Genomic DNA, 15583 nt, shown 5'->3' on the forward strand with positions numbered 1-15583 from the left:
TTATATGGGCGCTCATGTTGCCCACCCCACAAGAAGTAGTTGAGTATTTTTTTATTTGGAAGTCCCTAGAACAAAAATATGCACTAACGACTGATTTCTGCGAAGACATCGCTAGCAGATAAATCGCTATAATTCTGGTGAGCCAAATATCCTTTGAGTTTTGGGGAAACCAGCCATGTTAGAGTACAACTTGCCAAGGTACTTGCCCTCAGCCGAGGAACTACCAGACTCTGATGAAACGCCTGTGGATAATGAACTACAAGAATTAATACCAGGCTTGCTGAAGGCGATCCTGCTGATACTTTGGTCAGAACGCATGGACTGGTTGTTTGGCATAGATATGGGTATTTATTATCACCCAGATAAACCACCAATTGTGCCAGATGGGTTTTTGAGCTTAGGGGTAGAGCGGTTTTATGATGAGGAACTGCGTCCCAGTTATGTGCTGTGGGATGAAAATGTTGTACCGATTTTCGTGCTAGAAGTAGTTTCCCAAAATTATCGCAAGGAATATACTACTAAATTGGCTGAATATGAGGCTTTGGGTGTACTTTATTACGTAATTTATTCCTCTCGTCGCCGCCGCAAACCGCATCTGGAAGTACATAAGTTAGTTAATGGTAAATATGAATTGCAAGAGGGAAACCCTGTTTGGCTACCAGAAATTGGCTTAGGAATTGGTTGCGAAAGGGGCAACTATTGCGGCGTAACGCGGGAATGGATGTATTGGTATGATGAGCAAGGACAACGGTATCTCACGCCCGCAGAACAAGTCAAACAAGAGACACAACGCGCTCAACAAGAGACACAACGCGCTCAACAAGAAGCACAACGCGCTCAACAAGAAGCACAACGCGCTCAAATTGCAGAACAACGGGTGCAACAATTGACGGAACAATTAAGAGCGCTGGGAATAGATCCAGATAATCTGGATTAACTGAAATATTTTGCAATATTTTTAACAAGAATGAAAATCAGGTTTTTCAGATTTATGCATTTTCCATAAATCAAGATTTACTACTGCAAGCTGCCAGTAAAAAACTATTGCTTTTTAGGAATAACGTTCCTGATTCCACTTTTAGAGCCAACAGTATCACCTTTGTAACGAGGGATAATATGAATACTGGCGTGCATAATATTTTGACCTGCGGCTCGATTGATGTTCATTCCTATATTAAAGCCATCAGGTTCAAATTCTACTTTGAGAATTTCTTGTACTTTGTTAACCATGAACCAGCAAGCAGATTGTTCTTTAAATGGTAGTTCAAAATAACTGCCAACATGACGTTTGGGAAGAACTAAAACATGGCCTTTACTTATAGGATAGCCATCAAAAATTGCATAAGCAGTTGCTGATTCAGTTAATAGTTTGAGACTTTTACGAGGATTACAAAATATACAATAATTAGATGAATTGCGTTGATGGTTATAGTGAACATATTCATAGACTTCACGATGTTCATCTAAACAAACTGAAGTAAAGGGAAGTTTGACAATACACTGATAAGTAGGTTTTTTGTGAACGTAATGTTCTCTAAAACCTTGTTTCTTGAGATCCCTTCTTACAGCATAATAAGCTTTGCCTCCTGGTTTTAATAAATGTGATACTTCCATAAGAACCTTAGTTTGTTCTTCAGTCAATAAAACATTTAAAACATAAAAGCAAATTATTGTATCAAATTTAGTATCAGGATATTCTGGAAAATAATAAGGGTCATAACCTGTAATATCACAACCTTTTTGGCGCAATATTTTAACATCATTACCAAAGCCACAACCAAAGTCTAGTATTTTGCCTTGTAGAAGGTTTTGATTTAATAAAAACTGTGCCGGAAATGATAGATAATTTCTTTCGATCGCAGTAAGATGGCTGAATTGATTTTTTTGCTGTTTCATAGAATTTTGGTGCTGATGTCCCAAAATTATTATTCCCAGCATCTCTTTAGGTTATGCGATGTCTACAACGGGCTACGCCTACGCATCAGGGTCAATACCTAGCTCACGTAACTTAGCTGCTAATATATCAGCACGTTGACGTTCTTGTTCAGCACGCTGGCGTTCCTGTTCAGCACGCTGGCGTTCTTGTTCAGCTTGTTCGCTGCTCCACAACAGCAAATTTCCTTCTGTATCCCACCAGCGCAGCCAATTCATGGTTTGGCATAATCTTTCACCTTGCCAAATTCCGAGAAATAACTCTAACTCAGGAATCCAAAAGCGTCCATTGGCGTCTGCTTGCTGCAAAGTATATTGTCCATTTTGCAAGCACCGTAGTTCTATACTTGGTTCGTAAGGGTCGTAGGTTACGTAGGTTGGAACTTGGAGAATCTTTTCGTAATAATAGAGTTTACCGTAGGGCGGAGTTGAGCGGACTGATAATTCTCCACCTTCTGTGTCTGAGAGAAATTCCATCACTACAGCTACAGCAGCGCCTTCTAAATTTGGGGTGTAGCTGCGACGAACTACATTTGTTCCCACAGACTGTACTTGAGGGACATAAAACCAGTCTGGTGCTTTGACAACGATTTTTTTGTTGACTGTGGCTACAAGTCCAAAATTAGAGCCAATCAGCATTTGAGGTTGGATGCGTCCTGTGCTTCCCAAAGCATCGGTAAGCGCAGCAGCGATCGCAGGTTGTTGAATATTTTCCACTGGCTCGTCGGGTAAAATGAAGTCGGCTGGAAGTGCTTCCCAAGTAACAATTGGTTCTTTTTGGATGGGGTTAACTTGTAGAACCATAAAATTACTCCTAATATTCATGCACAGTATATAGTTATTTTTAACAAATCTTCAGGTAGCATAGAGGTGCGATCGCAGCATATAAATTCAGATAATCTTAAGTTTTGGATGAATAGACTCGCACTGCCTAAAAACCCAGAAATCTAGAAAGATTTCTCAAACTGGTCTATATACTCGTAGTCAAGCACTTAGCAGGCGTGAGTATTATGCTGGAATGGTTTATTGGCTGGATAGCAAGCAATGCCTTTCTGCATCGGAAATTTTTAGAATATTTCTGTGCTTGGGAGTTTGTCTGGCAGTTTGAGAAGGAAGGCAGTATTTCAATTGACGATCTCAAAACTGAAGTTTTTGGCAAACACTGGCAAGATGAAACTTGGCATGAGGTATTACAGCTAATTGCCGGAATGATTGATGCAAAATTTGTTGGTGAAATTCTTGATTACTTGATGGTGCAAGATGGCGAAGAGAAAAAATTTATCAACTTGTTTTTAGCGGCTAAGTGTCTTGCAGAAGTGAGAAATCGCTTGATAATTGCACCAGTGGCTAATAAATTATTTGGCAAGGTAAAAGACTTAACCAAATATGACCTCTGGTATTATTACACCTATGACAATGCAAAAGAAACTAAGCTAGTTCAGGAAGTTCGCATTCGAGCAGTTGTAACAATCGCCACAATTTGGAAAGATAACCGTGATGCCTTACACTGCCTTAAAGACCGCGCCACTATTTATAATTATAATTATCAGTATGTGCAATATGCAGCCATCGAAGCATTAGCTAGCAATTTCAAAGATGACCCAGACACCCACTCGTTTCTCAAAGACCTCACTACTGCTGATAATAAAAACTATGTCAGATGTGCAGCCATCGAAGGATTAGCCAGGAATTTCCCAGATGACCCAGACACCCGCTCAATTCTCAAAGACCGTGCCACTGCTGATAATGAAGGGTATGTGCGACGTGCAGCCATCGAAGTATTAGTCAGCAATTTTAAAGATGACCCGGACACCCACTCGATTCTCAAAGACTGCGCCACTGCTGATAATGAAGGGTATGTGCGACGTGCAGCCATCGAAGTATTAGCTAGCAATTTCAAAGATGACCCGGAAACCCTCTCGTTTCTCAAAGAACTCACCACTGCTGATAATCAATGGTATGTGCGACGTGCAGCCATCGAAGCATTAGCCAGCAATTTCAAAGATGACCCAGAAACCCTCTCGTTTCTCAAAGACCACGCCACTGCTGATAATCAATGGAATGTGCGAAGTGCAGCTATCGAAGCATTAGCCAGTAATTTCCCAAATCACCCGGACACTCGCTGGATTCTCAAAGACCGCGCCACTGCTGATAATCAATGGAATATGCGAAGTGCAGCAATCCAAGCATTAGCCAAACACTTCAGATATCAGCCTGAGTTGTTTGAAATTTACTATAACTGCGCTGTTAATGACCCCTTTAAGCGTAAGCGAGACTATGAAACCAATCCTCGACGGGTTGCACTAGAGATAATTATCAAGCAATTTCCTCAACATCCCCAGACTTTAACACTATTGCGCGACAAAGCAGAGAATGACCCAGATCAGCAAGTGCAAAACTTTGCTCAACAGAAGTTGGCAGAATTAGAGAAGTAAAAGAGTTTCAAAAATATGAACAACATAGAAGTTCGTAATTCGTAATTCGTAATTCGTAATTCGTAATTTTTCAAATTAGAGAAGCATACGGCGATGCCTTCACGATAGGCATCGCGGATTTTAGATTTAATCTAATCTAAAATCCCAAATCGAGTTACCGATTCACCGCCGCTGCTTCTCTTGCTGCTGCTGCTTGATCTGGGTGGATACCCAAGCGAGTGAGATTAATCCGACCTTTGTTATCAATTTCGCGCACTTTGATAATCACTTCATCGCCTACCGCTACTTCATCCTCAACTTTGCCAACGCGGTAGTCAGCTAGTTGAGAAATGTGAATCATGCCTTCTTTTCCTGGCAAAAATTCCACAAATGCACCTATCGGTATAATCCGAGTAATGCGTCCGGCATAGACATCCCCTTCGTGCAACTTGCGGGTCATGCCTTGGATGATATTTCTGGCTCTCTTGGCCTTGTTCTCATCCACAGCAGAAATTGTCACGGTGCCATCATCTTCGATGTCAATTTTTGCACCAGTTTCCTCTGTGATACCCTTAATAGTCTTGCCTCCAGGCCCGATTACCAAACCAATCATGTCTGAATCAATCTTGATCGTTAACAGACGTGGGGCATAAGGTGAAGTTTCAGTCCGTGGTGTGTCAATGCACGCGAGCATTTTCTCCAGAATGTGCAACCGGGCTGCTTTCGCTTGGTGAACCGCTTGGGCAATAACCTCCAAAGACAAACCGGAGATTTTCATATCCATCTGCAAGGCGGTAATCCCGGTATCCGTCCCGGCAACTTTGAAGTCCATGTCGCCCAAAAAGTCTTCAATGCCTTGGATATCCGTTAGGACTCGTACTTCGTCCCCTTCTTTAATCAGACCCATTGCTGCCCCACTAACGGGTTTGAGAATTGGTACACCAGCATCCATCAAGGCGAGGGTGGAACCGCAGACTGAACCCATTGAGGTGGAACCGTTGGAGGAAAGTACTTCCGATACGATGCGAATCACGTAGGGAAATTGTTCTTTGGACGGTAGCACAGGTATTAACGCTCGTTCTGCTAATGCTCCGTGACCAATTTCACGCCTTCCTGGGGCCCGCATTGGCTTGGTTTCACCAACTGAGAAGGGGGGGAAGTTGTAATGATGCAGATAACGCTTGTGCTGATCTAGCTGCATGTCATCGTTGAGGTTTTGAGCATCCCCAGGTGTACCCAGAGTACAAGTGGATAATACCTGAGTTAGTTCCCGGTTAAATAAACCGCTGCCGTGGACTCGCTTTGGTAAGACATCAACTAAACAGGAAACCGGACGCACTTGATCGAGTTTACGACCATCAACGCGGACGTTATCTTCGATGATTTGTCGCCGCATGAAGTGTTTGGTAATATCTTTAAAAGTGTTACCAAGTGCCTTCTTATTTGCAGTTGCAGCAACTCGAATGGGGTCTTCTTCTGGCAGTTCGGTAATCGTCGCGGCAATTTCATCCTTGACGACATCTAAAGCTGCATCGCGTTCGGGTTTGGTCAAACTAAATTGAGACAGGATTTTCTTGATCTGACCGTTGGCGCGATCGCGGATATAATTTTCTAGCGTCTGGTCTACTTCTGGTGGTGCTTCTTGCACTATTACCAGACCCAGTTCTGCAATTAAATCTTGCTGCGCTTTGATTAAGTCCCGCACTGCTTCATAACCAAAGTCAATCGCCTCAAGAATATCTCGCTCTGGCAACTGATTGGCTCCCGCTTCCACCATGATCACGCCATGTGGTGAACCTGCTACTACCAGATCCAAATCTCCAGCTTCAGTTTCAGCATAAGTGGGGTTAATGATGAAATCATCTCCCACTAAACCAACCCGCACTGCTGCCATTGGCCCATTAAAAGGGATTTGAGCAATCAGGGTAGCGATGGAAGCGCCTGTAACTGCTAACACATCGGGTGGAACTAACTCGTCCATCGACAGCGTTAAAGCAATAATTTGTAGGTCATCCCGCAACCATGAGGGGAACAAAGGACGCATGGGACGGTCTATAAGACGGCTGGTGAGAATTGTTTTTTCTGGTGGGCGACCTTCCCGCCGCATGATCCCGCCGGGAATCCGACCAGCGGCATATAGCCTTTCTTCGTAATCTACTGTAAGAGGAAGAAAATCAATGCCTTCTCTGGCTTGCGATCGCGTAGCCGTCACTAAAACGGATGTGTCCCCTGATTCTATCAAAACCGACCCACCAGCCTGGGGAGCAAGTAGGCCTACTTTCAGTCGAATATCCCTTCCATCGAAGGATATTGACTTGTCAACTTCTGCCATTCAGTTTTTTTTCCTTCTCTTTCGCTATTCTCTTTCTGTGGCAATCCTAACATTTATGCCCTATGGCTGACTTCTGGTACATACAAAGATAGACAAGTCGTTCAATACAAAGCGCGATACATCATCAGCGCGTCTACCATCTGCTCATTCTCTAGCTTCGCCGCACCTGGAATTCGCCCAATAATCTCAAATCCTAACGACTGCCAAAGTGTAATTGAAGGTATATTAGTCTCAAAGACCAAATTAAACATTACTGCTTCGTAGCCCAGGTTTGCTGCTGTCAAAAGCATAGCCTCTCCCATGAACCGCCCTATACCCTGACCTCGTAACCCAGGTTGTACAATAAAACCAGCATTGCAAATATGGCTACACCGACCGGGAAAGTTTGGCTTTAAATAAAACGCCCCTAATATTTCTTTTGGCTTGTGTGTAGGATCTACAACAGATGTTCTGACAACAAAGGCATCTTTGCTTAACCAGTAAGCAGAAAATTCTGCCTGAGACAAAGGTTGCTTTTGCGGATAGGTTTTACCTTCAACAATGACAACATTCAGTAATGCTCTTACAACCTCATGCTCTTGAGGATGTATATAATCTAGTTCCACTAATATTCCATTTTTTAAAACTTTAATTAGGGGAAATTTCATTATTAACAATGTTATGTGGAATAATTACTTAAATATTTATTGTATGCACAACTTTGTCAAAAAGTCTTCTTGATAAAATGCAAAAAGTAGAATAGTTGCAATTTTAATTATTGAGTTTTGGGAAAATATAAGTAATTAGCAAATGGCGATTTTACACTGTAATTGGTTACTAAGAAATCAAAATAGTCGTTTATTTATTTGGGGGGAAACTTGGCGATCGCCACGAGTAAATTTAGAGCCTAGTGGATCTGGAGATATAGCACTACATCCATTGGCAATGACATCGGTTGAGTTGAGTGAGTGGTTGCGATCGCAGAACATGGCAATTACCAACTTCATCCAAAAACCCCAAGTTGCGTTTGCCTCTGGTGTTGGCAAAGCGATCGCAACTACTGGGCGAACACGCAAAGCCGCCAGTGCCACTGAAATCAGTTTGCCAACGCACTCCCAAATCATTGCCCTACCAACTTATATCCCAGAAAGCAGTGATGAAGGAACAACAGCGATTTTCCCTGTACATTCTGTCAGCTTGGGGGAAAATACAGACTCCCCACAATATTTACAACCGTGGCTAGTTGAGGGTTTTTGTCTCAACCCCAGCGAAGCAGTAAAATTTCTCGCTGCTGTTCCCTTAAATGCTGCTAAAGGGGAAGATGCCTTTTTGGGTGGAGATTTACGCTTTTGGTCACAGGTTGCCCGCTGGAGTTTAGATTTAATCTCACGGTGTAAGTTTTTACCAGCAATTGACCGACAATCAGATGGTGCATTTGCTGCCAAATGGCAAGTACTTCTAGATAGCGCTGTAGATGGAACCCGCCTAGAAAAATTTTCTGCAACTATGCCGTTGGTTTGTCGCACTTATCAAGAGGGAGTGGGGAGTGGGGAGTGGGGAGTGGGGGGAGATGAGGGAGCAGGGGGAGTAAGATCCTCCTCATCCTCCTTATCCCCTAACCTAGCAGTAGACTTTCCAGCCGAACCTCAAGAATTACTTTTGGGATTTCTCAACAGTACGATAGATGCCCAAGTACGAGAAATGGTAGGTTCTCAACCTCCAATTGAAGCTAAGGCAATCGCATCTTTACCAGCTGGGGTGCGACAGTGGTTGCAAGCCTTAACTAGTACATCTGGCACTGTCAATGCAGATGCCATTGAAGTAGAACGACTGGAAGCGGCACTCAAGGCTTGGACTATGCCGCTACAATACCAATTAACTCTTAAAACTCTATTTCGTACCTGTTTTCAACTGCGTTCTCCAGAGTCCGGTGAAACAGATTGGACGTTAGCATATTTCCTGCAAGCGGCTGACAATCCTGAGTTTTTAGTGGATGCGGCAACTATTTGGAACAATCCAGTTGAACGATTGGTTTATGAAAATCGGACAATTGAGCAACCACAGGAAACATTTTTGCGAGGTTTGGGTGTAGCTTCCCGATTATATCCAACAATAGTAGGCAGTTTTGAAAGCGAATATCCCCAATCTTCTCGTCTCACCCCCATTCAAGCTTATGAGTTTATCAAAGCTGTAGCTTGGAGGTTGGAAGACAGTGGTTTAGGAGTAATTTTGCCTCCCAGTTTGGCAAACCGTGAAGGATGGGCAAATCGTTTGGGTTTGAAAATTACTGCCGAAACCCCAAAAGGAAAGCAGGGACGTTTAGGGTTGCAGAGTTTACTAAATTTTCAATGGCAATTGGCAATTGGCGGACAGACTATTTCCAAAGCCGAGTTTGATAAACTTGTGGCTTTAAATAGTCCCCTAGTAGAAATTAACGGCGAGTGGGTAGAATTGCGCCCCCAAGATATCAAAACAGCCCAAACCTTTTTTACCACTCGCAAAGACCAAATGGCGCTTTCACTGGAAGATGCCTTGCGTTTCAGTACAGGGGATACCCAAGTAATTGAAAAATTACCAGTGGTTAGCTTTGAGGCATCTGGGGCATTGCAAGAGTTGATTGGGGCGCTAAATAATAATCAAGCGATCGCACCTTTACCGACACCAGCAGGCTTTAAAGGACAGTTGCGACCCTATCAAGAACGAGGCGCTGCTTGGCTATCCTTCTTGGAACGTTGGGGCTTAGGTGCATGTCTCGCTGACGATATGGGACTCGGTAAATGCGTAGCGAATGATACTCTAGTAAATGCAAGTGGACTGTTACGCACAGCCGAGACAATCTGGACAACTCATGCTGGAGAAACAGAATTTGACGGCGAAGGATTTTGGTCTAACCCCACAGAGCAATTACTAGTTAATTCCATAGATGAAAAAACTGGCAAAATTGTCCAAGCTAATGTCAGACGATTGTATCGGCAGCAAGTCTGCGAAAAATTGCGAAAAATCACGCTAGAAGACGGTAGCAATATCACAATCACTCATCGTCACAAGCTGCTAACAAGTAAAGGTTGGACAAATAACTTACAGGTGGGTGATTACGTTTGTGTACCAGGTAAAACGCTCTGGAATGGACAACCACAAGACCCTGATTTAGTCAAGTTTCTTGCTTGGCAGATTGCTGAAGGGCATGAACTACCCGATGTGGGAAGAGTCACAATATCCCAAAAAGACACCAGAGTATTAGAGGATCTACTCCAGACTTGCCAACGCATTCAAAAGCGCTATAACCTCAAAATTAACAGCCCTAATATCTCTACCTTCCCTAACAGAGTTGCTTCTCTTCGAGTTAATAGCCAAGCCTATCGGGAATTCTTAGAAGCTAAAGGTTATATTTGGGGAAAACTATCGGCAGAAAAATCTATTCCGCCCTTCATTATGCAAGCAGACTTGGATAGTGTGCGGATATTTTTACAAAACTATTTCGATGCTGAATCTGCTGTTGTTTTTAGTATGCGGAGTATTGAGATTTCTACAGCTTCAGCTTTACTAATTCAGCAACTTTCTGCACTGTTGCGGCGCTTCGGCATTTGGTTGCGAATATCGCCCAAACTGAAGTGTGCCACTAATGGAACTCATACTTTACGCACTTACTATATTGGTGTAATTGGAGGGAATTCTGCCCGCAGATTTATCCAAGAAATTGGTTTTAATAACTTAGAAAAACAGAGCAAGTTAGAACGAATTTGTCAACTGGTCAGTAACACAAATATTGAAGGAATTCCTGCTTCTGATATGGTTGCCCAAACAGTCATAGCAACGGGACTCCCATTGCGGCATTTTGGGATGCACAACACTGTTTACATTAATGGTTCACAGCAATTTTCTAGAGATAGTTTACGGCGAGTAATAGCTGGGATGAACCGTATTATCAGTGGAGAAGCCCAAGAACAGTATCAGCTACTCAAACATTCCAAGTGGACAACTCAAACCCTGACAGCATATAGCAACCTAGATTTAGAACAGTTGAGCTTAACAAGACAGTCTTTGCAATGTCTTCTCGACCAAGAGGTATTTTATTGCCGGATAGAATCAATAGAAGAGATAGATTATGATGGATGGGTTTATGACTTTGAAGTTAGCGAACATCATAATTTTGTCGCTAACAATATTATTTGCCATAACACTGTCCAATTCATTGCTTTTCTGCTGCACTTAAAAGAACAAGATGCACTAGAAAATCCAACACTGCTAGTTTGTCCAACTTCGGTTTTAGGCAACTGGGAAAGGGAAGTCAATAAATTTGCACCAAGCCTGAAAATTTTGCAATATCACGGTGACAAACGCCCAAAAGGGAAAGCGTTTTTAGAAGCCGTGAAAAAGCACGATTTAATCGTTACCAGCTACTCACTTCTTCATCGAGATATCAAATCATTGCAAAGTGTATCTTGGCAGATAATAGTTTTAGATGAAGCCCAGAATGTGAAAAATCCAGAGGCGAAGCAGTCAAAAGCAGTGCGGGAATTAGAAGCTACATTTCGCATTGCATTGACGGGGACACCCGTAGAAAATAGACTGCAAGAATTATGGTCTATTTTGGATTTTCTCAATCCTGGGTATTTAGGCAATAAGCAATTTTTCCAGCGTCGATTTGCCATGCCAATTGAAAAGTATGGTGATACGGCTTCTTTGACTCAGTTACGTTCATTAGTGCAACCATTTATACTGCGGCGATTGAAAAGCGATCGCGACATAATTCAAGATTTACCAGACAAGCAAGAAATGACCGTATTTTGCGGTTTAACTGGTGAACAAGCTGCACTTTATCAACAAGTTGTAGAACAATCTTTAATAGAGATTGAATCTGCTGAAGGATTGCAACGTCGGGGGATGATTTTGGCTTTGTTAATCAAACTCAAACAAATCTGCAATCACCCAGCCCAATATTTGAAACAAGCGACATTAGAGCAACATAATTCAGCCAAACTTCTGCGGCTAGAAGAAATGTTAGAAGAAGTTTTAGCAGAAGGCGACAGAGCTTTAATCTTCACACAATTTGCTGAGTGGGGTAAATTACTTAAACCCTATTTAGAAAAACAGCTAGGGCGAGAAATATTCTTTTTATATGGCAGTACCAGTAAAAAACAACGTGAGGAAATGATCGATCGTTTCCAACACGATCCTCAAGGGCCGCCAATTATGATTCTTTCTCTGAAAGCGGGTGGTGTCGGACTGAATTTAACACGAGCAAATCATGTATTCCACTTTGATAGATGGTGGAATCCAGCCGTGGAAAATCAAGCCACAGATAGAGTATTTCGGATTGGTCAAACCCGGAATGTGCAAGTACATAAATTTGTTTGCACAGGCACTTTAGAAGAAAAAATTCATGACATGATTGAAAGTAAAAAACAACTAGCTGAACAAGTTGTAGGTGCTGGTGAAGAATGGTTGACCGAAATGGATACAGACCAACTTCGGAACTTATTACTACTCGACCGCAGTGCAGTGATTGATGATGATGCAGAATAAGTTCGTAGTAAGGACTCTAGTCCTTAATTTGAGTGCTAAAGCACTCACTACGAACCTCATAAAATTAATAAGACAGACTACTAAGTTTTTAAATTGATTATGACTAATTACACATTACAAGCAAGCCGCGAATGGTGGTCACAACAATGGCTAGATTTGCTAGATTCCTATCGCTTTAAAAAGCGTTTAGAACGTGCGAGAAATTATGCTCGTCAAGGAAATGTTCTCAGTATTGAATTTAAAGGTGCAAAAGTATTAGCTAGGGTGCAAGGTAGTGAAGTAGAACCTTATAAAGTTTCCCTTTCCCTTGAACCTTTTAGCGATGAGCAATGGGGTTATGTAATTGAAACCATGTCCCAAAGGGCAATTTTTGCTGCCAAGTTACTAGCAGGAGAAATGCCACAAAATATAGAAGAAGTGTTTACGGCTAATGGTCTTTCGATATTTCCTTTTACCCTTGGTGATGTCCAGAGTAAATGCTCTTGTCCTGATAAAGCAAATCCCTGTAAACACATTGGTGCGCTGTACTATCAGTTAGGCGATCGCTTCAGTGAAGACCCCTTTGTACTATTTCAATTGCGCGGACGTACCAAAGAGCAAATCATCAGTGATTTACGCCAATTACGTAGTGCCAATAAGGAACCCAATACTACAGAAACGCCTGATGTTCAACAGTCAATTCCTAATAATAAATACTCTATAAGAATTGATTACTTTTGGCAATATAATGAGCCACTAGAGTCATCCTTGGTAGTTATTGCGCCGTCCACGAGTGAGATGGTATTAGATGTATTAGGAGCAATCCCCCTTGCGAAGGAAGAGGAAAGCGCAGTAAATTCAACTTCAAGTGATGTAGTAATGAAGTATTTAAATACAGTTTATAGAGATGTGAGTCAAAAGGCTTTTTTAACAGCGATGAATGTGGGAGGAAATTGATAATAATTCGTAAATTATGTTAACTGGGTAGTTCACCCTTCCCGCCTTTTTTCACCCATTCCCGAACCGCCTGACGAATTGCCCGTCTGCCATTTGCCCGATTTTGCTCAATCAGTTTCGGCAGATCCCGAATTGCTAAAGTAGGAAACACCAGACTCTTCTCTGACTCGACATATTCCCCATTTTGCAGGAGATAAATCTTGAGTTCACCGGAATCATAACACCAGAGTTCTGGTACTCCCAGGCGGGCATAAATGGGAAAACGATTTAAAGACTTACTGGTAACATCAATTTCCAGTGCCAAATCAGGCGGTGGGTCTTGTCTCAAGTCCAGATCCAATCTACCCCGAACCGTAGCTTCATTCTGGAAATAGAAGCAGTTATCTGACTCTAACCCTGCCATTCGGCTTTCTCGTTTCCAAGTAGTCGAGCCATAACTTTCATAGTCTAAATCCAGCACATCAGCGATTTCTTTGACTAAATCACTAATTACCTCTTTGTAATGTTCGTGTTCAGGTAAAGGTGTCATAATTTCCAAAGTAGTGCGATCGTAAGCTAACCGTGCTGCCCGATGCTCCCCCAAGTCTTTTAGAAGATTTTCAAACTGTTGCCAGCTAATGTCGTAAAGCATTACTCGGTCTGCTCGATTCTTGGCGACTGTCATTGTTACGACCTCCAGAATGTTTTATTGTCCAAACTCAAGCCTAGCCTGTTCTACCAAATCAGCGGTAACAACCTCTTGAACTGCTTCACGAGCTAGCTGTTCAATTCTGGCTTTAGCTTGAGAGCGGACAAAAAAGGGAATATTTTGTAACTTTTCCTTAGCTTCAGATGTCCATCGCAAAGCATCAATAAAATTGGCATCATCATTCATAGATTAGTTACCTTGGCAAATCGCTCACTTTAATCAATAGATTACTAATTTTCCTATAAAAAAAGCCCTTGCTTTTATGCAAGAGCCTTTAAATTACTTAATTGTCAGTGATGAAATAAACTTTACAACCTAATCTAGGTCGTCCATGAACATCACTGGCTCAGTGTCACGGTTAATTCCTTTCTCAAAACCACCAGCCGCAGCCCGTGCGCGACCAGCGTGCCACAAGTGACCAACTAAGAAGAAGAATCCTAGTACGAAGTGAGAAGTCGCCAACCAAGCGCGAGGAGATACGTAGTTGAAAGAGTTAATTTCAGTAGCCACACCACCCACGGAGTTCAAAGAACCCAGAGGAGCGTGGGTCATGTATTCAGCGGCGCGACGAGCTTGCCAAGGCTGAATATCATTCTTGATTTTTTCCAAATCAAGACCATTAGGACCACGTAGAGGCTCTAACCAAGGGCCACGGAAATCCCAGAAGCGCATGGTTTCACCACCAAAGATGATTTCACCAGTTGGAGAGCGCATCAGGTATTTACCTAGACCAGTAGGACCTTGGGCAGAACCGACGTTAGCACCCAAGCGTTGGTCACGAATCAAGAAGGTCAAAGCCTGAGCTTGAGAAGCTTCTGGACCAGTAGGACCGTAAAATTCGCTGGGGTAAACGGTGTTGTTAAACCAAACATAGATGGAGGCAATGAAGCCCATCAACGACAGAGCGCCCAAGCTGTAGGAGAGGTAAGCCTCACCAGACCAGATGGATGCACGACGTGACCAAGCAAAAGGCTTGGTAAGAATGTGGAAAATACCACCAGAAATTAAGATAAAGGCAATCCAGATGTGACCACCGACCACATCTTCTAAGTTATCGACGCTAATAATCCAGCCTTCGCCACCAAAGGGAGACTTGATTACATAACCGAAGATAACTGCTGGGTTCAGTGTCGGGTTGGTAATAATCCGAACATCACCACCGCCTGGTGCCCAGGTGTCATACAAACCACCAAAGAACATTGCCTTTAACACTAAAAGCAATGCACCGCATCCCAAAATAATTAGATGGAATCCGATGATGTTGGTCATCTTGTTCTTGTCTTTCCAGTCATAACCAAAGAAAGAAGAATATTCTTCTAAGGTTTCTGGGCCACGAACGGCATGATAGATACCGCCAAAGCCAAGGACGGCTGAGGAAATTAGGTGGAGTACACCAACAACAAAGTAGGGGAAGGTATCGATAACTTCACCACCAGCACCAACACCCCAGCCCTGAGTGGCGAGGTGAGGTAACAGGATCAAGCCCTGTTCGTACATTGGCTTTTCAGGAATGAAGTGAGCGACTTCAAACAAAGTCATCGCTCCAGCCCAGAATACAATCAAACCAGCGTGGGCAACATGAGCGCCCAGTAGTTTGCCAGATAGGTTGATTAAACGTGCGTTACCAGACCACCAAGCAAACCCAGTGGATTCTTGGTCGCGTCCAGCGCCGCCTAAGATATTTGGTCTATTAGAGAGCGTTACCACGTGGTAATACCTCCTCAGGGAATACAAATTGTTCGTGGGGTTGATCTTGAGGAGCCATCCAAGCGCGGA

General features: G+C 42.8%; 11 protein-coding genes and 1 pseudogene. 4 read left to right on the top strand and 8 right to left on the bottom strand.

Features of this window, described 5'->3' with window-relative positions:
* Positions 1–175: 175 nt before the first annotated feature.
* Positions 176–937 carry a Uma2 family endonuclease gene (locus RMX69_RS19400; protein ID WP_289797964.1) on the top strand — a complete coding sequence of 254 codons (762 nt, stop codon included), beginning with the start codon at positions 176–178 and terminating at the stop codon, positions 935–937.
* Positions 938–1041: 104 nt separating this feature from the next.
* Here the strand turns inward: RMX69_RS19400 and RMX69_RS19405 are convergent, their stop codons facing one another.
* On the bottom strand, positions 1042–1896 hold the full coding sequence (locus RMX69_RS19405; RefSeq protein ID WP_289797963.1) for an HIT family protein: 855 nt from the start codon (positions 1894–1896) through the stop codon (positions 1042–1044).
* Positions 1897–1974: 78 nt separating this feature from the next.
* Positions 1975–2736, bottom strand: a complete 762-nt coding sequence (locus RMX69_RS19410) for a Uma2 family endonuclease (RefSeq protein ID WP_289797962.1) — start codon at positions 2734–2736, stop codon at positions 1975–1977.
* A gap of 206 nt (positions 2737–2942) precedes the next feature.
* On the opposite strand from RMX69_RS19410, the gene RMX69_RS19415 reads away from it, so the two are divergent.
* Positions 2943–4367 carry a HEAT repeat domain-containing protein gene (locus RMX69_RS19415; protein WP_322638431.1) on the top strand — a complete coding sequence of 475 codons (1425 nt, stop codon included), beginning with the start codon at positions 2943–2945 and terminating at the stop codon, positions 4365–4367.
* A 154-nt stretch (positions 4368–4521) separates the two neighbouring features.
* On the opposite strand, the gene RMX69_RS19420 is transcribed toward RMX69_RS19415, so the two are convergent.
* Entirely contained in the window at positions 4522–6678 is a 2157-nt protein-coding gene (locus RMX69_RS19420; protein WP_322638432.1) for a polyribonucleotide nucleotidyltransferase, read from the bottom strand.
* A 101-nt stretch (positions 6679–6779) separates the two neighbouring features.
* A complete protein-coding gene (locus RMX69_RS19425; RefSeq protein ID WP_322638433.1) occupies positions 6780–7325 on the bottom strand; it encodes an N-acetyltransferase in 546 nt (181 codons plus the stop codon).
* A 142-nt stretch (positions 7326–7467) separates the two neighbouring features.
* Here RMX69_RS19425 and RMX69_RS19430 point away from each other — a divergent pair, with 142 nt between their 5' ends.
* Positions 7468–12183, top strand: coding sequence for an SNF2-related protein (locus tag RMX69_RS19430; RefSeq protein ID WP_322638434.1), 4716 nt, complete (start codon positions 7468–7470; stop codon positions 12181–12183).
* Between the two features lie 99 nt (positions 12184–12282).
* The gene (locus tag RMX69_RS19435; protein ID WP_289797956.1) at positions 12283–13119 is read left to right on the top strand and encodes an SWIM zinc finger family protein; all 837 of its coding nucleotides are present in this window, start codon (positions 12283–12285) and stop codon (positions 13117–13119) included.
* A 19-nt stretch (positions 13120–13138) separates the two neighbouring features.
* On the opposite strand, the gene RMX69_RS19440 is transcribed toward RMX69_RS19435, so the two are convergent.
* From RMX69_RS19440 to RMX69_RS19455, 4 genes and pseudogenes are all read right to left on the bottom strand, one after another.
* A complete protein-coding gene (locus RMX69_RS19440; protein ID WP_289797955.1) occupies positions 13139–13783 on the bottom strand; it encodes a Uma2 family endonuclease in 645 nt (214 codons plus the stop codon).
* 21 nt (positions 13784–13804) lie between these two features.
* The gene (locus RMX69_RS19445; RefSeq protein WP_289797954.1) at positions 13805–13993 is read right to left on the bottom strand and encodes a PCP reductase family protein; all 189 of its coding nucleotides are present in this window, start codon (positions 13991–13993) and stop codon (positions 13805–13807) included.
* Positions 13994–14122: 129 nt separating this feature from the next.
* On the bottom strand, positions 14123–15514 hold the full coding sequence (psbC, locus tag RMX69_RS19450) for a photosystem II reaction center protein CP43 (RefSeq protein ID WP_289797953.1): 1392 nt from the start codon (positions 15512–15514) through the stop codon (positions 14123–14125).
* Positions 15498–15583: pseudogene (locus RMX69_RS19455) on the bottom strand (photosystem II protein D2); the annotation flags it as partial. The gene psbC and the pseudogene RMX69_RS19455, both read right to left, overlap by 17 nt.

The organism is Nostoc sp. EspVER01 (genome assembly GCF_034530635.1).
Classification (GTDB): Bacteria; Cyanobacteriota; Cyanobacteriia; order Cyanobacteriales; family Nostocaceae; genus Nostoc.

Coding starts and splice junctions, on each gene's coding strand:
- RMX69_RS19400 (WP_289797964.1), top strand. CDS start 176: ATGTTAGAGTACAACTTGCCAAGGTACTTGCCCTCAGCCGAGGAACTA.
- RMX69_RS19405 (WP_289797963.1), bottom strand. CDS start 1,896: ATGAAACAGCAAAAAAATCAATTCAGCCATCTTACTGCGATCGAAAGA.
- RMX69_RS19410 (WP_289797962.1), bottom strand. CDS start 2,736: ATGGTTCTACAAGTTAACCCCATCCAAAAAGAACCAATTGTTACTTGG.
- RMX69_RS19415 (WP_322638431.1), top strand. CDS start 2,943: ATGCTGGAATGGTTTATTGGCTGGATAGCAAGCAATGCCTTTCTGCAT.
- RMX69_RS19420 (WP_322638432.1), bottom strand. CDS start 6,678: ATGGCAGAAGTTGACAAGTCAATATCCTTCGATGGAAGGGATATTCGA.
- RMX69_RS19425 (WP_322638433.1), bottom strand. CDS start 7,325: ATGAAATTTCCCCTAATTAAAGTTTTAAAAAATGGAATATTAGTGGAA.
- RMX69_RS19430 (WP_322638434.1), top strand. CDS start 7,468: ATGGCGATTTTACACTGTAATTGGTTACTAAGAAATCAAAATAGTCGT.
- RMX69_RS19435 (WP_289797956.1), top strand. CDS start 12,283: ATGACTAATTACACATTACAAGCAAGCCGCGAATGGTGGTCACAACAA.
- RMX69_RS19440 (WP_289797955.1), bottom strand. CDS start 13,783: ATGACAGTCGCCAAGAATCGAGCAGACCGAGTAATGCTTTACGACATT.
- RMX69_RS19445 (WP_289797954.1), bottom strand. CDS start 13,993: ATGAATGATGATGCCAATTTTATTGATGCTTTGCGATGGACATCTGAA.